This is a genomic window from Vibrio sp. THAF190c (assembly GCF_009363355.1).
GTDB lineage: Bacteria > Pseudomonadota > Gammaproteobacteria > Enterobacterales > Vibrionaceae > Vibrio > Vibrio fortis_A.
Genome location: NZ_CP045339.1, coordinates 1,069,508 through 1,087,382, shown reverse-complemented (window position 1 = coordinate 1,087,382; position 17,875 = coordinate 1,069,508). Strand labels below are relative to the sequence as shown.

General features: G+C 45.6%; 10 protein-coding genes, 5 tRNA genes and 3 rRNA genes. 5 read left to right on the top strand and 13 right to left on the bottom strand.

The features are described 5' to 3' along the window. Positions 1–21: 21 nt before the first annotated feature. The 4 genes from FIV04_RS19900 (at position 22) to FIV04_RS19885 (ending at position 5,538) form a co-directional block, all read left to right on the top strand. Positions 22–405 (top strand): RidA family protein, encoded by a 384-nt coding sequence (locus FIV04_RS19900; protein WP_152470235.1) that lies wholly within the window; start codon positions 22–24, stop codon positions 403–405. A gap of 31 nt (positions 406–436) precedes the next feature. Then, on the top strand, positions 437–1,843 hold the full coding sequence (locus FIV04_RS19895) for a cation:dicarboxylase symporter family transporter (protein ID WP_032550165.1): 1,407 nt from the start codon (positions 437–439) through the stop codon (positions 1,841–1,843). A 75-nt stretch (positions 1,844–1,918) separates the two neighbouring features. After that, positions 1,919–3,241 (top strand): CoA-disulfide reductase, encoded by a 1,323-nt coding sequence (locus FIV04_RS19890; RefSeq protein WP_152470234.1) that lies wholly within the window; start codon positions 1,919–1,921, stop codon positions 3,239–3,241. 251 nt (positions 3,242–3,492) lie between these two features. Next, positions 3,493–5,538, top strand: coding sequence for a hybrid sensor histidine kinase/response regulator (locus FIV04_RS19885; RefSeq protein WP_152470233.1), 2,046 nt, complete (start codon positions 3,493–3,495; stop codon positions 5,536–5,538). 83 nt (positions 5,539–5,621) lie between these two features. Here FIV04_RS19885 and cqsA read toward each other — a convergent pair whose 3' ends face one another. From cqsA to FIV04_RS19825, 11 genes are all read right to left on the bottom strand, one after another. Continuing rightward, the gene (cqsA, locus tag FIV04_RS19880; protein WP_152470232.1) at positions 5,622–6,803 is read right to left on the bottom strand and encodes an alpha-hydroxyketone-type quorum-sensing autoinducer synthase; all 1,182 of its coding nucleotides are present in this window, start codon (positions 6,801–6,803) and stop codon (positions 5,622–5,624) included. Between the two features lie 316 nt (positions 6,804–7,119). Beyond that, positions 7,120–8,109 (bottom strand): zinc-dependent alcohol dehydrogenase family protein, encoded by a 990-nt coding sequence (locus FIV04_RS19875; protein ID WP_152470231.1) that lies wholly within the window; start codon positions 8,107–8,109, stop codon positions 7,120–7,122. A 214-nt stretch (positions 8,110–8,323) separates the two neighbouring features. Beyond that, positions 8,324–8,414: transfer RNA gene (locus tag FIV04_RS19870), tRNA-Ser, on the bottom strand. An 84-nt stretch (positions 8,415–8,498) separates the two neighbouring features. Next, positions 8,499–8,614 (bottom strand): 5S ribosomal RNA (gene rrf / locus FIV04_RS19865). A gap of 93 nt (positions 8,615–8,707) precedes the next feature. Continuing rightward, positions 8,708–11,597 (bottom strand): 23S ribosomal RNA (locus FIV04_RS19860). A gap of 362 nt (positions 11,598–11,959) precedes the next feature. Beyond that, a tRNA-Val gene (locus FIV04_RS19855) sits at positions 11,960–12,035 on the bottom strand. 41 nt (positions 12,036–12,076) lie between these two features. Further along, positions 12,077–12,152, bottom strand: a tRNA-Ala gene (locus FIV04_RS19850). Positions 12,153–12,181: 29 nt separating this feature from the next. Continuing rightward, positions 12,182–12,257 (bottom strand) — tRNA-Lys (locus tag FIV04_RS19845). Between the two features lie 2 nt (positions 12,258–12,259). Next, positions 12,260–12,335: transfer RNA gene (locus tag FIV04_RS19840), tRNA-Glu, on the bottom strand. Between the two features lie 123 nt (positions 12,336–12,458). Continuing rightward, positions 12,459–14,010: ribosomal RNA gene (locus FIV04_RS19835) — 16S ribosomal RNA — on the bottom strand. The 16S, 23S and 5S rRNA genes sit together here with 5 tRNA genes alongside, the layout of an rRNA operon. A 508-nt stretch (positions 14,011–14,518) precedes the next feature. Continuing rightward, entirely contained in the window at positions 14,519–15,043 is a 525-nt protein-coding gene (locus FIV04_RS19825) for a DUF3087 domain-containing protein (protein WP_152470230.1), read from the bottom strand. A 244-nt stretch (positions 15,044–15,287) separates the two neighbouring features. Between FIV04_RS19825 and trmY the strand changes: the two genes are divergently transcribed. Continuing rightward, positions 15,288–15,887 (top strand): tRNA (pseudouridine(54)-N(1))-methyltransferase TrmY, encoded by a 600-nt coding sequence (trmY, locus tag FIV04_RS19820; RefSeq protein WP_152470229.1) that lies wholly within the window; start codon positions 15,288–15,290, stop codon positions 15,885–15,887. A gap of 102 nt (positions 15,888–15,989) precedes the next feature. Here the strand turns inward: trmY and FIV04_RS19815 are convergent, their stop codons facing one another. Together FIV04_RS19815 and FIV04_RS19810 are read right to left on the bottom strand one after the other, a co-directional pair. After that, positions 15,990–16,292, bottom strand: a complete 303-nt coding sequence (locus FIV04_RS19815; RefSeq protein WP_152470228.1) for a hypothetical protein — start codon at positions 16,290–16,292, stop codon at positions 15,990–15,992. A 313-nt stretch (positions 16,293–16,605) separates the two neighbouring features. After that, the gene (locus tag FIV04_RS19810; protein ID WP_152470227.1) at positions 16,606–17,691 is read right to left on the bottom strand and encodes a permease; all 1,086 of its coding nucleotides are present in this window, start codon (positions 17,689–17,691) and stop codon (positions 16,606–16,608) included. Positions 17,692–17,875 lie beyond the last annotated feature (184 nt).

Here is a 17,875-nt window from a genome sequence, read left to right as displayed (position 1 = left end):
TAATAAGTTAGGAGTTATATCGTGAAACAGATCATTACCACTGAACAAGCACCTGCAGCTATCGGTCCTTACTCTCAAGGAACGGCTTACGGAGAGATGGTTTACACCTCAGGCCAACTACCACTGGTTCCTGAAACCATGCAGTTTGTTGAGGGCGGCATTAAAGAACAAGCTCGTCAGTCTCTAGAAAACTTAAAAGCCGTTCTAGAAGCAAGTGGGGCCAGCCTCGAGACAGTATTGAAGACGACGTGTTTTTTGTCAGATATGGAGAACTTCGTTGCTTTTAATGAGGTGTATACCGAAGTGTTTGACACCGAGAACGCACCTGCTCGCTCTTGTGTTGAAGCAGCAAGATTACCAAAAGACGCCCTGGTTGAAGTTGAAGCCATCGCATACAAAAAATAATCGAATTTAATGGGGTCAATAGGAGATTCTCATGAGCGTTTCATTTTTAGGATTAAGCATACTGTTCTTCGGGTTCTACGCACTACTTTCGAACTTTAAGAAACAGAAAAAAAGTTTCAACTTCCGCGTATTAAGCGCACTGGCAGCGGGTTTGTTATTCGGTGGGGCGATTCAACTGGTGTTTGGTGTCGGCAATGCAGCAACGGCTGGTTTTGCTGAACTGATTTCAGTGTTCGGTAAAGGCTACATCAAACTGCTACAAATGATCGTTATCCCACTGGTATTCGTGGCGATGATCTCTTCGATCATGAACGTAGAAGGTGGTGGTGCCCTGTCACGCATCGCACCAAAAATCATCGGTATTCTACTTTTCACTTGTGCCATTTCAGCGGCAGTAGGTATCGCAAGCATTTACCTATTTGGTATCGATGCTAATGCGCTAGTGAGCACTATTGGCACCAACAGCGCTATTGAGGCACGTGGAAACTCATTAGTCGCAACACAAGACGCTATGGCAAGTAGCGGTTTGTCGGGTATGGCGTTGTCTATCATCCCAACCAACATTTTCGACATGCTGACTGGATCAGAGCGTACGTCAACACTATCGACAGTGCTGTTCGGTATGTTCCTTGGCTACTGTATCCTGCAAGTGAAAAATCGTAAGCCTGAGAAAGTGCAAAACTTCGTTGATTTCATCAACTCTGCAAAAGAAGTGGTACTTTCAATGGTGCGTGAAATCTTAAAGCTGACGCCTTACGGTGTATTCGCTCTGATGACCACGTTCATGATGACCAACGACTTGTTTGCACTGGCAGAGATGGGTCGCTTCCTACTAGCAAGTTACGTAGCAATTGGCGTGATGTTCGCTATCCACTTCGTGATGGTATCAATGTTCGGCCTATCTCCTGCTAAGTTCATGAAGAAAATCTGGCCTGTATTGGTATTCGGCTTTGGTTCTCGTTCAAGTATGGCGGCTATCCCACTCAACGTTGAAACTCAAACTCAACGCCTAGGTGTCGACGAAGAAACAGCAAACATGTCAGCGACATTCGGTACCAGTATCGGTCAGAACGGCTGTGCAGGTATCTACCCAGCAATGCTTGCAATTATGGCAGCACAAGTGATGGGGATGCCAGTTGACCTAGGCTTCATCCTACAGTTGATTGCAGTTATCGCGATTGCTTCATTCGGTATCGCAGGTGTTGGTGGCGGTGCAACGTTCGCAGCTGTGGCGGTACTTACCATCATGGGTCTAGACATTACGGTCGTCGCGATTCTGGTTTCTATTGAAGCACTAATCGATATGGCACGTACTGCGCTTAATATCTCAGGCTCTATGTTGTCTGGTGTTCTAACCGCGAAGAAGAATGGCTCGCTAAACACTGAACAATACAACGCTGATGCCGCTGCTACAGTAACAAAAGAAGCAGCAGTGTAATTCTTAGCATTTATCAAGAGCACTCAACATGGGTGCTCTTTTGTCTCCCTGAATTCAGGTTTTTAGGTAGTAAATATGAAAGTTGTTGTTATAGGCGGTAGTGCTGCTGGTATGAGTTTCGCGGCAAAGTACAAACGTAATCAACCATCTGATGAGGTGATTGTCTTGGATAAGCGCAATTACATCTCGTTCGGAGCGTGTGGCTTACCTTACTTCGCGGGTGGTATGTTTGATGACACCGAGCGGATGATTTCTCGAACGCCAGAACAGGCAATTAAATCTGGTTTAGACGTACGCATTGAAACTGAAATGATCGCACTCGACCGCATTGAAAAGCAGATTAAAGTTCGTCACCAAGGAGAAGAAAGCACCATCGATTATGATATGTTGGTGATTGCGACGGGCGCGCGTCCAATAGTGCCATCGTTCGGCGAGTTTAACTCAGAGCACGTATACACGCTAACCAGCATGGAAGATGGCTTGGCGGTAAAAGAAGCACTTAAGGACAACAGTAAACAACGCGTTTGCGTAATTGGTGGAGGCTTTATTGGGCTTGAGGTATTCGATGCCGCACATCTATTAGGTAAACAAGTGACCATCATTGAGCGTGAGCAGCATGTGATGAGCCGTCAATTTAGCCCAGATATGATTGAAGTGGTAGAAGGCGCGATTCGTGAATCTGGCGCTGAACTTAAAACGAGTTGCAGCGTCTCTGCGATTCGCGGTGCAGAGCAAGGTGGTTACCTCATCGAAACTGACGACGGCAGTGTTGAGGCTGACGTGGTGATCATGTCACTTGGCTTTAAACCAAATACCGAAGCATTCGAATTACCAAAAGCTGCCAACGGAGCGTTGTTGGTGAATGAATTCGGTGCCACTGAAGACGCTTATATCCACGCTGTCGGCGACTGTGCGGTCGTTCACCATATGGCTTTAGGAAAACCTGTTTATGTCCCACTCGCAACCACAGCGAACAAACAAGCACGTATGATGGCAGACAAGTTGGCAGGTAAAGATACTTATATGGATGGCTTCCTTGGTTCATCTTGTTTGAAAGTGTTGGACTACGAACTAGCATGCACAGGCGTATCTGAACTTCTAGCAAAAGAACACGATCTAGAGGTGAAGACGTCAACCATTTCAGATAAAAACCAAACCGATTACTACCCAGGGCAAGAAGACATCAAGGTGAAGCTGGTTTACCATCCAGAGACCAAGGTTTTACTCGGTGGCGAGATTGTCGGTAAAAAAGGCGCAGTAGGCCGCATCAATGCGTTAGCTGTTGCGATCACAGCGAAGATGACCACCCAACAAATCGGCTACATGGACTTCTGTTACGCCCCTCCATTCGCACGAACTTGGGATGCGCTAAACGTGGCAGGCAATGTAGCTAAGTAATCTGTGTTTACACTCTACCAAGCTTGGTCCAATCTCTGACCTTTATCCAAAGCAGCCACCACAGGCTGCTTTTTTGTTTATACGCTCTCAACAAAATTGGAACTATCAATTCGTACCACAATCTGACTTAGTGCAATATTTGATCGAACTTTAAAAGCTTACAAACAACAAGTGATATATAATCACCAAGAAAATATAAAAATAAAATCAGTAATCTTATACGTCTTAGGCTAGGTAACTAAATATTCAATATGGATGCTATTCGCAAGGTTTATCAATACGCTGAACCAAACCTGACCCTTGTCGGGTGGATGGGCTTTGTCGGCTTCCCAGTCTATTACATAGTCTGGGAGTTAATGTTTCCGCAGCCCTATGAAAACCTGCCATTGCGCGTGTTCTGCTCAACACTGTTCTTCGGCATCATATACCGACATCGCTTCCCATTTCGCTGGAGAAAGTACCTCCCGGCGTACTATCAAGTCGTCACAACAATCTGTTTACCCGGCTTCTTCTTTTACATGTTGCTGATGAACAGTTGGTCGAACGTGTGGGTAATGTCGTTCATGGCAGCAATATTCCTGCATATCCTGCTAGTTCACATCACCAGAGTCATGTTCGCTCAAACTTTTGCAGGAATTGGGTTAGCAAGCTTGTGTGCATGGGTAGCACAAGGGTTTCACCTTGATATCACTATGGACTGGACGCATGTTCCTATCTTCTTGTTCATCTACCTGTTCGGTAACTTGTTCTATGTTCGCAACCAAGTAGAACACGAAGCGAGAGTCTCTCTTGCTAAATCTTTTGGTGCTGGTATTGCCCACGAAATGCGTAACCCACTCAGTGGTTTGCTCACTTCGATTGATGTTATTCAATCGGTACTTCCTAATCCGAAGCAGGAAACACAAGGTCAGTACACCTTAAAACATGACGACGTCGTATTACTTAAGAAAGTCAGCGACGATGCGATGAACATCATTCGCAGTGGTAACGAGACGATAGACCTTCTATTAACGTCAATTGACGAGAACCGTATATCACGTTCAACGTTTAAGAAACACTCAGCGAAAAATGTAGTGACCGAGGCGATCGAAAGCTTCAGTTACAAGCGCTCGACTGACAGAAAGGCTATCTCGTTAAATGTACAAGGTGATTTCGAATTTCTTGGTAGTGACACCTTATTCAAGTATGTGATGTATAACTTGTTTAAGAATGCTTTCCACCACCGTAGTTCGGATGAATTTCATATCCATGTCTCGATGTATAATGAGGGCAGAACCAACAGCGTAACAGTAACGGACAACGGCTCTGGTATCTCTAATGAGGTCATGCGCAATATTTTCCAAGACTTCTACACCACAGGTAAGTCGGGTAGCTATGGGTTGGGGTTGCCATTTTGCCAAAAAGTGATGAAAGCTTTTGGTGGTGATATTCAGTGCCAGTCCGAACTCGGAGAATGGTCTCAGTTCACGCTTTCGTTCCCATTGATAGGTTCAAATACTGTGGCCGAGATCCAGAGTGAGCTGACCAAACTGAAATCAGTATTAATGATTTGCGAACAAAACATTCTGACCACAAGAATGACTGAGATTAGCCGATTTATGGGCTTCGATTTAACTGTGATCAACCCAGCATCAGCGCTGAATCGCAAAGAGTATGAATTTGAGTTTGACGTTATCTTTGTTGACTCTGAAGCACTCGTTAAACAACCCAAGCAGCTAAAAGCAATTGAGTCACTGCTGTCATTTACTGAGGCGCGAGTTGCTTATCTTTATGAACAATCAACAACCCAGCAAATCGACTCTATGCTACCTAACGTAAAATGGATAGAAACCCAAGCTTGGTTGCTCAATACAAAATCAACCGTCGACGGCCTGTTTTTCGATAGCGAAACACTGTCGCCACATTCTAACTTCGAACCGCTTAAGACCTCTAAGAAAGGCACGATTATGGTGGTTGACGACAATGAGTCACTACGCAGATTTACTGCAATGCTTATCGCCAAACAAGGCTTTGAAGTCATCGAAAAAGAAGACGGTCAGCAGGCGTTGGATGCCCTAGACAACAGTAATGTAGATCTAATCCTTATGGACATTGAGATGCCAGTCATGAATGGTGTTGAAGCATCTCGACGTATCCGAGGATCCAACAAAGCTTATTCAAAGATTCCTATCATTGCACACACGGGCGACAGTTCCCCAGTCACGCTTGAGCAGATTGGCGAATCAGGAATGTCCGACTTTATTGTTAAGCCCGCGGATAAAAACCGTCTGTTCGATAAGATTGCCAACTGGGTTTAAACACTTGAATAAGAGCTCAGTATTTCACTGAGCTCTATTTGTGTATTTACGACTACCCTATCTTAATTGAGTGCCGTTTTCGTCTACGCAAACTGTAGATTCTTGTGATTGAATGCCTGTTGGCAAACCGTCAACACATGATCAATGTCGCTCATACTCAAGTCAGAATTCACAGAAAAGCGGATGATGTTGTTATTTTTCGCGGTTGCAGGCCGGCAAAATACCGCGCCAAACACATCGTTGTTTTCTAAGAAGTCTCTAACTCTTTCGGTATTTCGTTCATCCCCACATTCCAATGCAATAATCTGAGAACCACTGCGAATACTGAACCCTATCTTAGACAAGCCATGTTTCAATAATGTAGAGCGCTCAAATAAGCGGTCACGCCTCTCGTCAGCACTTTTAATAACCTGCAGTGTCTTCTCTAAACGACTTACTTCCTCAGGCAAAACCGTCGAGCTGAATATCGCAGGAAACGCGACAAAAGGCAGTGAATCCGCCATTGATTTAGGACCAAGAATAGCACCAGCCCGATAAGCGAAAGCTTTAGCCAAACTGACCGTAATAAAATCAACCTGCTCAGTCAGTCCGAGTTCATGCACCAAACCAGCTCCTTGTTTCCCATGAGTTCCTAGTGAATGGGACTCATCGACAATTAATGCGCAGCCAAACTCTTGAGCCATTTCGTAGATGTCAGCGAGAGGAGCAACAGTACCAATAGTGCTGTAGACAGAGTCGACCACAATTACACCTGCGCCATGGCGTTGAAGCTGTTTGCGTAGATGAGTCATGTTATTGTGTCGAAATGGGCGAGCAACCGCATTGGCTGCACGTATACCCTCCCAGAGCGACATATGCGCATAGTGATCGATATAGACAGGCGTGTTTTCAGCACATATCGTCTGCAATAAACCGATGTTCGCCGCCCAACCTGATTGAGACAACAAACAACTCTCCATTCCGACTAGCTCAGCTAATTGTTGCTCAAACTCGGGTTTAGAGTCTTCATCTTGCAAAAAGATCGAAGACATAACGACGCTTTGACCATCGTTTTTAATTGCGTCTCTATGTGCTTGCTGGATCTCTGGGTGATTTGACAAAGCTAAGTAATCATTGCTTTGCATCACAACAGAGCCCGGCCCTGGGCGTTTCCCCAGTACCAAGTGCTTTTGATTCATGTTTGGCGTAATCAGATCTTGAATAAAGTCGTTAAGGCGTTCCTCAACAAAGGAAGGTAATGGTTTTGTTTTAGAATTATCACTCATAGTAAGTTCTCTTCGTAATACAGAAAAACGCCAGCGCTGACAGCTGTATATTGAAGAAAAAAACGCACCTGTTAAGTGGTGAGTTGCATATTTTTGCAGCGACTTGCAAACTCGGAATTTAAGGATTTAAGGAGGGGGAACAGTCATTAGGATTCGGGAATACACCCTTTACTCGGGTGTACTAAAAATCAAAGATTCACGATGTTTTTCAAGCTCGCAAAATGATGATGCTCACGCTGCGGTGTAACAACGTGAGCATTAATTCAAAGCATTTTCAGATAGTAAATTGGTTGAAGACTACTGGTCGAGCACACTATTATGAGATATCAACAACCACCTTGCCGGTAACCTGACCGCTGGCTAAACGTTCGTGCGCAGCACCTGCTTCTTCTAATGTGAAGCGTTGACTATCGACAACCGGGGTAAGCTCGCCGGCTTCGACAATATCGGCAATAGCTTTTAAGATCTTGTGGTGCTCAGGTCGACCAACGTTGTGGATCATCGGGATTAGCATGAACACAACATGCAACGACAAACCCTTTAGATGAACCATAGTGAGGTCGAGTTCATTCATCGAGACTGTTGTCGCGATCTGGCCATTAAACTTAGTCGCTTCAATGGAGTTATTGAGGTTCAAACCACCAACCGAGTCAAACACCAAATCAAAACCAACACCATCAGTATGCTTGGCAACGTAATCTGCCACTGTCTCGTTTCTGTAATCGATAGGAGTAGCGCCAAGTTTAGCAATCAGGTCGTTCTTGACACCCTGAGTACCGGTAGCATAAACATCCGTTCCGAAGTGTTTTGCTAATTGAAGTGCAATATGTCCAACACCGCCTGCCCCACCATGCACAAGAACTTTCTGCCCTGCAGTGACACCAGCTCGTATTAGTCCCTCATAAGCGGTAATACCTACTAGTGGAATGGCAGCAGCTTCACGCATAGAGATGTTCTTTGGCTTGTGAGCAACAAGATTGGCGTCAGCTAACATAAACTCTGCCAATGAGCCCTGTAGGTCACCTAAACCGCCAGCGCATCCATATACCTCATCTCCAACCGCATAACCTATAACACCTTCACCAACAGCTTCTACAGTGCCAGCAAAGTCCATACCGAGAACACCTGGTAGTTGAGGATGGAAGGGAAGCGCTTCACCCATTTCACGTAGCATCATATCTACGGTGTTTACGCTAGAAGCCACCACCTTAACCAATAGATGACCAGCCTTAACCTGTGGCTTTTCAATATCTGCTACTTCAAATACCTCTGCGCCGCCAAACTTACGAATTACTGTCGCTTTCATACCGTAGAACCCCTATCCATTGCTTTATGTTGTTTGTACGCAACTAGTATAGGCAGCACTGTGTGGTTTATAAGACGACAAGACACAGAATCAGTTTTAAGTTTTCGTTAAGAATGGAAGGACAAAGAGCGAAACGATAATGAGAGTTAGGTATTGTTTAAGATACGACAGAAATGAAAAAAGCCCGCTGATTTCTCAGCGGGCTTTTCAATGGTGGTGGAGGGATAGGGATTTGAACCCTAGAACCGCTATTAACGGTTGCCGGTTTTCAAGACCGGTGCTTTCGACCACTCAGCCATCCCTCCAACAAATTGTTACTAAAATCAGTCTTACTTGTGTGCTGTTTCTAGTTTTGCTTTCAGTTTTTTAAAACTGAAAACGTAAAGTAAGCCTGGCGATGTTCTACTCTCACATGGGGAAGCCCCACACTACCATCGACGCTATTGCGTTTCACTTCTGAGTTCGACATGGAATCAGGTGGGTCCACAACGCTATGGTCGCCAAGCAAATTCTTAAAATTCGGAAAGCTGTTTCTGTTCTCTTCAAACTCATTCAAGCGTTTGTATCTTTGAGTCCATCAAAACCCCTTGGGTGTTGTATGGTTAAGCCTCACGGGCAATTAGTACAGGTTAGCTCAACGCCTCACAGCGCTTACACACCCTGCCTATCAACGTTCTAGTCTTGAACAACCCTTTAGGACGCTTAAAGCGCCAGGGAAGACTCATCTCAGGGCTCGCTTCCCGCTTAGATGCTTTCAGCGGTTATCGATTCCGAACTTAGCTACCGGGCAATGCCATTGGCATGACAACCCGAACACCAGAGGTTCGTCCACTCCGGTCCTCTCGTACTAGGAGCAGCCCCCTTCAATCTTCCAACGCCCACGGCAGATAGGGACCGAACTGTCTCACGACGTTCTAAACCCAGCTCGCGTACCACTTTAAATGGCGAACAGCCATACCCTTGGGACCGACTTCAGCCCCAGGATGTGATGAGCCGACATCGAGGTGCCAAACACCGCCGTCGATATGAACTCTTGGGCGGTATCAGCCTGTTATCCCCGGAGTACCTTTTATCCGTTGAGCGATGGCCCTTCCATTCAGAACCACCGGATCACTATGACCTGCTTTCGCACCTGCTCGAATTGTCATTCTCGCAGTCAAGCGGGCTTATGCCATTGCACTAACCTCACGATGTCCAACCGTGATTAGCCCACCTTCGTGCTCCTCCGTTACTCTTTGGGAGGAGACCGCCCCAGTCAAACTACCCACCAGGCACTGTCCGTAATCCCGATTCAGGGACCAACGTTAGAACATCAACACTACAAGGGTGGTATTTCAAGGACGACTCCACCACATCTAGCGACGCGGTTTCAAAGTCTCCCACCTATCCTACACATGTAGGGTCAATGTTCAGTGCCAAGCTGTAGTAAAGGTTCACGGGGTCTTTCCGTCTAGCCGCGGGTACACTGCATCTTCACAGCGATTTCAATTTCACTGAGTCTCGGGTGGAGACAGCGTGGCCATCATTACGCCATTCGTGCAGGTCGGAACTTACCCGACAAGGAATTTCGCTACCTTAGGACCGTTATAGTTACGGCCGCCGTTTACCGGGGCTTCGATCAAGAGCTTCGACCGAAGTCTAACCCCATCAATTAACCTTCCGGCACCGGGCAGGCGTCACACCGTATACGTCATCTTACGATTTTGCACAGTGCTGTGTTTTTAATAAACAGTTGCAGCCACCTGGTATCTGCGACTCTCGTCAGCTCCATCCGCAAGGGACTTCACCGATAAGAGCGTACCTTCTCCCGAAGTTACGGTACCATTTTGCCTAGTTCCTTCACCCGAGTTCTCTCAAGCGCCTTGGTATTCTCTACCCGACCACCTGTGTCGGTTTGGGGTACGATTCCTTACAATCTGAAGCTTAGAGGCTTTTCCTGGAAGCATGGCATCAATGACTTCACCACCGTAGTGGCTCGACATCGTATCTCAGCGTTAATGAAGAGCCGGATTTACCTAACTCTTCCGCCTACGTACTTGAACCTGGACAACCGTCGCCAGGCCCACCTAGCCTTCTCCGTCCCCCCATCGCAATTGTAAGAAGTACGGGAATATTAACCCGTTTCCCATCGACTACGCCTTTCGGCCTCGCCTTAGGGGTCGACTTACCCTGCCCCGATTAACGTTGGACAGGAACCCTTGGTCTTCCGGCGAGGGAGTTTTTCACTCCCTTTATCGTTACTCATGTCAGCATTCGCACTTCTGATACCTCCAGCAGCCCTTACAGACCACCTTCAACGGCTTACAGAACGCTCCCCTACCCCGCACACTAAAATGTGCAGCCGCAGCTTCGGTGTATAGCTTAGCCCCGTTACATCTTCCGCGCAGGCCGACTCGACCAGTGAGCTATTACGCTTTCTTTAAATGATGGCTGCTTCTAAGCCAACATCCTGGCTGTCTGAGCCTTCCCACATCGTTTCCCACTTAGCTATACTTTGGGACCTTAGCTGGCGGTCTGGGTTGTTTCCCTCTCCACGACGGACGTTAGCACCCGCCGTGTGTCTCCCGGATAGTACTTACTGGTATTCGGAGTTTGCAAAGGGTTGGTAAGTCGGGATGACCCCCTAGCCTTAACAGTGCTCTACCCCCAGTAGTATTCGTCCGAGGCGCTACCTAAATAGCTTTCGGGGAGAACCAGCTATCTCCAGGTTTGATTGGCCTTTCACCCCTAGCCACAAGTCATCCGCTAATTTTTCAACATTAGTCGGTTCGGTCCTCCAGTTGATGTTACTCAACCTTCAACCTGCCCATGGCTAGATCACCTGGTTTCGGGTCTATATCCAGAGACTGAACGCCCAGTTAAGACTCGGTTTCCCTACGGCTCCCCTAAACGGTTAACCTTGCCACTGAATATAAGTCGCTGACCCATTATACAAAAGGTACGCAGTCACACCACGAAGGTGCTCCTACTGCTTGTACGTACACGGTTTCAGGTTCTATTTCACCCCTCACAGGGGTTCTTTTCGCCTTTCCCTCACGGTACTGGTTCACTATCGGTCAGTCAGTAGTATTTAGCCTTGGAGGATGGTCCCCCCATATTCAGACAGGATATCACGTGTCCCGCCCTACTCGATTTCACTGATTATGATGTGTCGGTTACGGGGCTATCACCCTTTATTGCGAGACTTTCCAGACTCTTCACCTGCATCATTAAAAGCTTAAGGGCTAATCCAATTTCGCTCGCCGCTACTTTCGGAATCTCGGTTGATTTCTCTTCCTCGGGGTACTTAGATGTTTCAGTTCCCCCGGTTTGCCTCTTGCTGCTATGTATTCACAACAAGATACTTACTTATGTAAGTGGGTTTCCCCATTCGGAAATCCCAGACTCAAATGGTTTTTACTACCTAATCTGGGCTTATCGCAAGTTAATACGTCCTTCATCGCCTCTGACTGCCAAGGCATCCACCGTGTACGCTTAGTCACTTAACCATACAACCCGAAGAGGTCTTTATGTATGGCATTTGCTTTCACTTTTAAAAAGTGAAGACAAAACAGCAACCAAGGTTTTTGGTTGCAATAAGAAGGGTTAGTTCTTATTACGTGTTTGCCGGACTCAATTTTTGCCCTTTATTTTCACTTTTTAAAAGTGAAAACAAAAAGCCAAGACACTTGAATGTGTTTGTGTTGTGTTTTCTTAGTTAAAAGAAAACATTGAGAACTTTTAATTTGATTTAAATAACTTGTTATTTAAATCAGTCAGCTTTCCAAATTGTTAAAGAGCAAGTTTCTTTCGCTAATGACTAGCTAATGAAAACCATTTTTAAAAGCACTATCGCTAATGCACTTAAAGATGGTGGGCGATACCGGGCTCGAACCAGTGACCCCCTGCTTGTAAGGCAGGTGCTCTCCCAACTGAGCTAATCGCCCACATTAGTTTTAATTCCTCGTGGAGAAGAATTCCTCAAGAATGGTGGAGCTAAGCAGGATCGAACTGCTGACCTCCTGCGTGCAAGGCAGGCGCTCTCCCAGCTGAGCTATAGCCCCAACTTGAGAGTCATTTCTAAAAGAAGAAATGGTGGGTCGTGCAGGATTCGAACCTGCGACCAATTGATTAAAAGTCAACTGCTCTACCAACTGAGCTAACGACCCAATGGTATCCCGTAGGGGAGTCGAACCCCTGTTACCGCCGTGAAAGGGCGGTGTCCTAGGCCTCTAGACGAACGGGACACTAAGTTTGTTTCCACTTTAAAAAGCAGAACCAAATTGGTTGAAGATATTGGGATATCTTCGTCTCTTTTACTTTCTAAACCATATCAATCTGTGTGGACACTTATCGTGAACATCTTCGTATAAGGAGGTGATCCAGCCCCAGGTTCCCCTAGGGCTACCTTGTTACGACTTCACCCCAGTCATGAACCACAAAGTGGTGAGCGTCCTCCCGAAGGTTAAACTACCCACTTCTTTTGCAGCCCACTCCCATGGTGTGACGGGCGGTGTGTACAAGGCCCGGGAACGTATTCACCGTAGCATTCTGATCTACGATTACTAGCGATTCCGACTTCATGGAGTCGAGTTGCAGACTCCAATCCGGACTACGACGCACTTTTTGGGATTCGCTCACTCTCGCGAGTTGGCTGCCCTCTGTATGCGCCATTGTAGCACGTGTGTAGCCCTACTCGTAAGGGCCATGATGACTTGACGTCGTCCCCACCTTCCTCCGGTTTATCACCGGCAGTCTCCTGGAGTTCCCGACATTACTCGCTGGCAAACAAGGATAAGGGTTGCGCTCGTTGCGGGACTTAACCCAACATTTCACAACACGAGCTGACGACAGCCATGCAGCACCTGTCTCAGAGTTCCCGAAGGCACCAATCCATCTCTGGAAAGTTCTCTGGATGTCAAGAGTAGGTAAGGTTCTTCGCGTTGCATCGAATTAAACCACATGCTCCACCGCTTGTGCGGGCCCCCGTCAATTCATTTGAGTTTTAATCTTGCGACCGTACTCCCCAGGCGGTCTACTTAACGCGTTAGCTCCGAAAGCCACGGCTCAAGGCCACAACCTCCAAGTAGACATCGTTTACGGCGTGGACTACCAGGGTATCTAATCCTGTTTGCTCCCCACGCTTTCGCATCTGAGTGTCAGTATCTGTCCAGGGGGCCGCCTTCGCCACTGGTATTCCTTCAGATCTCTACGCATTTCACCGCTACACCTGAAATTCCACCCCCCTCTACAGTACTCTAGTTTGCCAGTTTCAAATGCAGTTCCGAGGTTGAGCCCCGGGCTTTCACATCTGACTTAACAAACCACCTGCATGCGCTTTACGCCCAGTAATTCCGATTAACGCTCGCACCCTCCGTATTACCGCGGCTGCTGGCACGGAGTTAGCCGGTGCTTCTTCTGCAGCTAACGTCAAGAAATGCCGCTATTAACGACACCCCCTTCCTCACTGCTGAAAGTACTTTACAACCCGAAGGCCTTCTTCATACACGCGGCATGGCTGCATCAGGCTTGCGCCCATTGTGCAATATTCCCCACTGCTGCCTCCCGTAGGAGTCTGGACCGTGTCTCAGTTCCAGTGTGGCTGATCATCCTCTCAGACCAGCTAGGGATCGTCGCCTTGGTGAGCCCTTACCTCACCAACTAGCTAATCCCACCTGGGCATATCCTGACGCGAGAGGCCCGAAGGTCCCCCTCTTTGAGCCGAAGCTATTATGCGGTATTAGCCATCGTTTCCAATGGTTATCCCCCACATCAGGGCAATTTCCCAGGCATTACTCACCCGTCCGCCGCTCGACGCCGTTATCGTTCCCCGAAGGTTCAGATAACTCGTTTCCGCTCGACTTGCATGTGTTAGGCCTGCCGCCAGCGTTCAATCTGAGCCATGATCAAACTCTTCAATTTAAGATTTTGTGACTCAATGAATACTGATTCTATCTAACGATAGTGAATTGACTGTGCTAAGACCGAAGTCTTAATTGGTCACTCAGTTCATTGAAATCATTTTGATTCCGAAGAATCTGTTTGCCTTTGCTTTTAAAAGCGAAAACAAACTTAGTGATATTCATCAACGAGTGCCCACACAGATTGATAGGTTTAAATTGTTAAAGAGCTTTTGCTTATTGAAACTTTCTTTTTACAAAGAAACCTCTCAAAGCGGACGTGCATTCTAGCGATTTAATCTTCAGTGTCAAACACTTTTTTGAAAATTAATTTCTTTCGAATTTTCGTCTTACTGATTACTACTGAAGCCTTGTGGCGTCTGCCGTGTCAGTGAGGCGGCATTATAGAGATCATCTAAAACTTGGCAACCCCTTTTTTAATAAAAAATCGAAAAAAGTGCTTACATGATTATTTTTAATTCAAAAGCCATTAATTTTGGCTATACATCCACCGAAAACGCTCTCTACAACTAAAATTCGGCCACTAATTCTTTTCTAAAATCAGACAGACTCAGTTCAAAGCTCCATTTTTCTGCTTCTTTCTTTATATGATCTATCGAAGAATCAACCGAATTCATTGTAAGTGTGTTGTTATCAAGTTCATAGACTTGCTTTTGCGTCACATAGTAGAAGTAAAGAACGGTAAGTGCGTTTCGATTACCCTCATCCGCCGCTGCTTTAATCTTCTTCAGCTTTCTATATATCTGGTTGTGTATCTGTTTTAAGTTCCAAACATACACGGCCTCATTAAGGTAAGGGTGGGTTTTGATCTTCGATGCAATAAAGGCATTTAACGCAATCGCCAGAACGACCCCAAACAGGTTTAAGTGAAAGTTACCTGTCGATTCGCCAGCAATGCTCTCCTTAACACCAAACAGCTCAATTAAAAGTGCACCGAACCCAATCGCACTAATCGCAAGAGACGCTACTAATCCAATTAGCAGTACGTTCATCTTCTTTCTATATTCTTCTTTATTGATTTTCTGCAGTTCCATTGATAACTCCTTGATATCAGATGATGGCCATTCTCTATTTCTCCTAACACGTTCTCAACTGGTTAGATGTTTAAATGTGTTAACCATCTATTTACTACGTATAAAAACAATAAAGGTACTTAAAACTGCTCTGGCTAATTGACTTAGCTTAGAGAAAGGAGTTACATACCGCGACAAGTTAGTTAATCATTGATACGGGCTTAGAGAACTCGATTCGTTCCGTATAACTAGAAAGGTACATTTCATGCGTTCATTCGTATTGCGTGCTCGTGCAGCACCAACTGAAAGCAAATTGATTTTAGAAGGCGTTGGTCAAGAAGCTCATACAGAAATATTGGCACACACGTTGATGAACACCATCTTCGTTGCTCAATCTCATCGTGAAGATGTTACCGTTCATCTTGTGTTGGAAAGTACCAAAGACTTTTCTCGTACTATTACCGTAGATTCAAACGCCATCACCAATATTGGTGGTTTCCACGAGAGCGCACTCTTAGCCGCCGTTGTTCGTGCTGTTGATGCGTCTCAAGGCATGGGTAAAGAGGAGACTCGTCAAGTTGAGCCGGGGATTACCGTTCGAACTATCAGTTTCGAGAAGCTAGTAAAAGAACTGTCCGAAGACCACCAGCTTTATATGATGGATAAGAAAGGCGAATTTATCCGCGATGCCGAGATTGCAGACAATCCTTGCTTCTTATTGACTGACCACATCCCAATGCCAAAGAAGAGTTACAACAGCTTAAAACGCTTAGGGACAGAGAAAATCAGTCTAGGCCCTAACATGCTGTTTGCTTCCCAATGTGTTGTGTTGATTAATAACGAATTGGATATCCGCGGTTTCTAACGTCGTTACAATACCTTCATATAACAAAGCCCGGTATTTCACCGGGCTTTGACTTTAAGCATGTTGATAATTCACTGATACAGTTCATATCGATACAAGCTTTCAAAACAAGTCTCGCATTAGCGTCTCATACTGCTCCGTCGCGAGTACAACAAGATGATTCAACTCTTTTGCATCTTTCTCTGCTAATAGCAGCTGCCAATCACAATGCTTACCACCTTGATCTTGCCCTAGCACTTTGATGTTACCTTCCTCAAATTCAAATGATAGATGGTTGAAGTCGGTATTGTGGTGCTCATGAGATTCCAAAATTTCAAATTCTAGATTGCCTGTTGGATTTACCTGAATGTGTGCATGACAATCTTGCTGGTTCTTTAACTCATACTCCCTGTGTATTGCGAACATAGTTCCTCCTATCTCTAAACCGCTAGCTAACTAAGCACAAAATGCACTGCTACATAAAGTGTAGCTTTAGAAGGGAGTTCGAATCGCTAAACAGAACGCCGATTTGATTCGAGACAACATTGAGGTGAGTAAAGTCATTTCCCGTTCAATACAGCTTGACGCAAGTATTCCATCTCAATTGGTTGAAAACATAGAGCAAGCTTATTTTGACTAGAAATAACCTTTCTTGAGCATAAAAAAGAGCCCACCTTGGTGAGCTCTTTCGACATTGATTTTATATCTCGACAGTTATGTTTTTATTTAAGCTAACTCGTTAACCAAACATAAATGTGTATAGGTAACCCGCGCCAATCGCCATGCTAAGAATCACGAATAGGAACGCTGCAATCATCTGATTCTTGAAGATAGATTTCAGTAGAATCACTTCGGTCAAACTTGCACCCGCACTGCCAATAATCAATGCCATTACTGAACCAAGTGCCATACCTTTCTGTACGAGAGCTGCACTCAAAGGAATTACGGCCTCTGCACGGATGTATAGTGGAATACCAATTACCGCTGCGATAGGAATCGCGTACCACTTGCCTTCACCTGCATACTCAGCAATCAAGTCTGTTGGGATAAAGCCATAGATGAATGAACCAATCGCAATACCCATCATTAGATAAGGGAACACTTGTTTAAAGTCTTTCCAAGTCGATAGCCAGATTCGCATCCAACGGCTTGGTTCTTTCTTCTCTACAACTTTCGCAGTTGCCGTACCATCTGCAGAGCAGCATGATACTTCTACTTTTGGTTCTTCTTTGGTGCCACAGCATGCTGTCTCTTTTGCCATTACTGGTGCCGGTTCACCGCATGAAGATGTTCCGCAAGACGACTCTTTTTTCTCAACTTTCGGTGCTGAATCTCCGCAAGTTGTTCCACAGCTTGACGCGCCAGCTGATTCGTACGCTTCTGGTTTCACGTAACGTTCAAAGCCAAGCTTCTCAAGAACGTAACCCGCGACAACAGATACTGCCATTGCAATCGCAAAGTAGAACAACGCCACTTTCCAACCAAAGGTCACCACAAATAGACCAATGATCACTGGGTTAAGCAGTGGGCTGCCAAACAAGAACACCATCATTGGGCCAAAACCCGCTCGCGCTCTAAGCAAACCTTTAAGGAAAGGAATGGTTGAGCAAGAACAGAATGGTGTGATTGCACCAAGCAGTGCCGCGACAACATAACCTTTACCCTTGCGTGAGCTTAGAATCGACTGAATCTTTTCTGGTGTCAGAAACTCCTGCAGTACACCAACAATGTAGCTAATCGCTAAGAAAAGGATGATCAGTTCGGTTGCTAAGAAAGCAAACATGTCTAAGGCTTCTTTCGCCATGGTGAGTATTTCGTTGTTCATAATTAACTCCAAGTTGAGCACTAACAGAATGAAGATTTGGATTTCTTCACCCCGCTTTATTTCGAATATTCTCGAATTATAGAAATATAAAATTAATGATCAAGTATTATTTCGACAAATATCGAAATAAATTTTCCAACGATTGAAGATCAATGACTTAGTGAGAACTAGCTGATGTAGTTTG

Coding starts and splice junctions, on each gene's coding strand:
- FIV04_RS19895 (WP_032550165.1), top strand. CDS start 437: ATGAGCGTTTCATTTTTAGGATTAAGCATACTGTTCTTCGGGTTCTAC.
- FIV04_RS19890 (WP_152470234.1), top strand. CDS start 1,919: ATGAAAGTTGTTGTTATAGGCGGTAGTGCTGCTGGTATGAGTTTCGCG.
- FIV04_RS19885 (WP_152470233.1), top strand. CDS start 3,493: ATGGATGCTATTCGCAAGGTTTATCAATACGCTGAACCAAACCTGACC.
- cqsA (WP_152470232.1), bottom strand. CDS start 6,803: ATGAGTGATAATTCTAAAACAAAACCATTACCTTCCTTTGTTGAGGAA.
- FIV04_RS19875 (WP_152470231.1), bottom strand. CDS start 8,109: ATGAAAGCGACAGTAATTCGTAAGTTTGGCGGCGCAGAGGTATTTGAA.
- FIV04_RS19825 (WP_152470230.1), bottom strand. CDS start 15,043: ATGGAACTGCAGAAAATCAATAAAGAAGAATATAGAAAGAAGATGAAC.
- trmY (WP_152470229.1), top strand. CDS start 15,288: ATGCGTTCATTCGTATTGCGTGCTCGTGCAGCACCAACTGAAAGCAAA.
- FIV04_RS19815 (WP_152470228.1), bottom strand. CDS start 16,292: ATGTTCGCAATACACAGGGAGTATGAGTTAAAGAACCAGCAAGATTGT.
- FIV04_RS19810 (WP_152470227.1), bottom strand. CDS start 17,691: ATGAACAACGAAATACTCACCATGGCGAAAGAAGCCTTAGACATGTTT.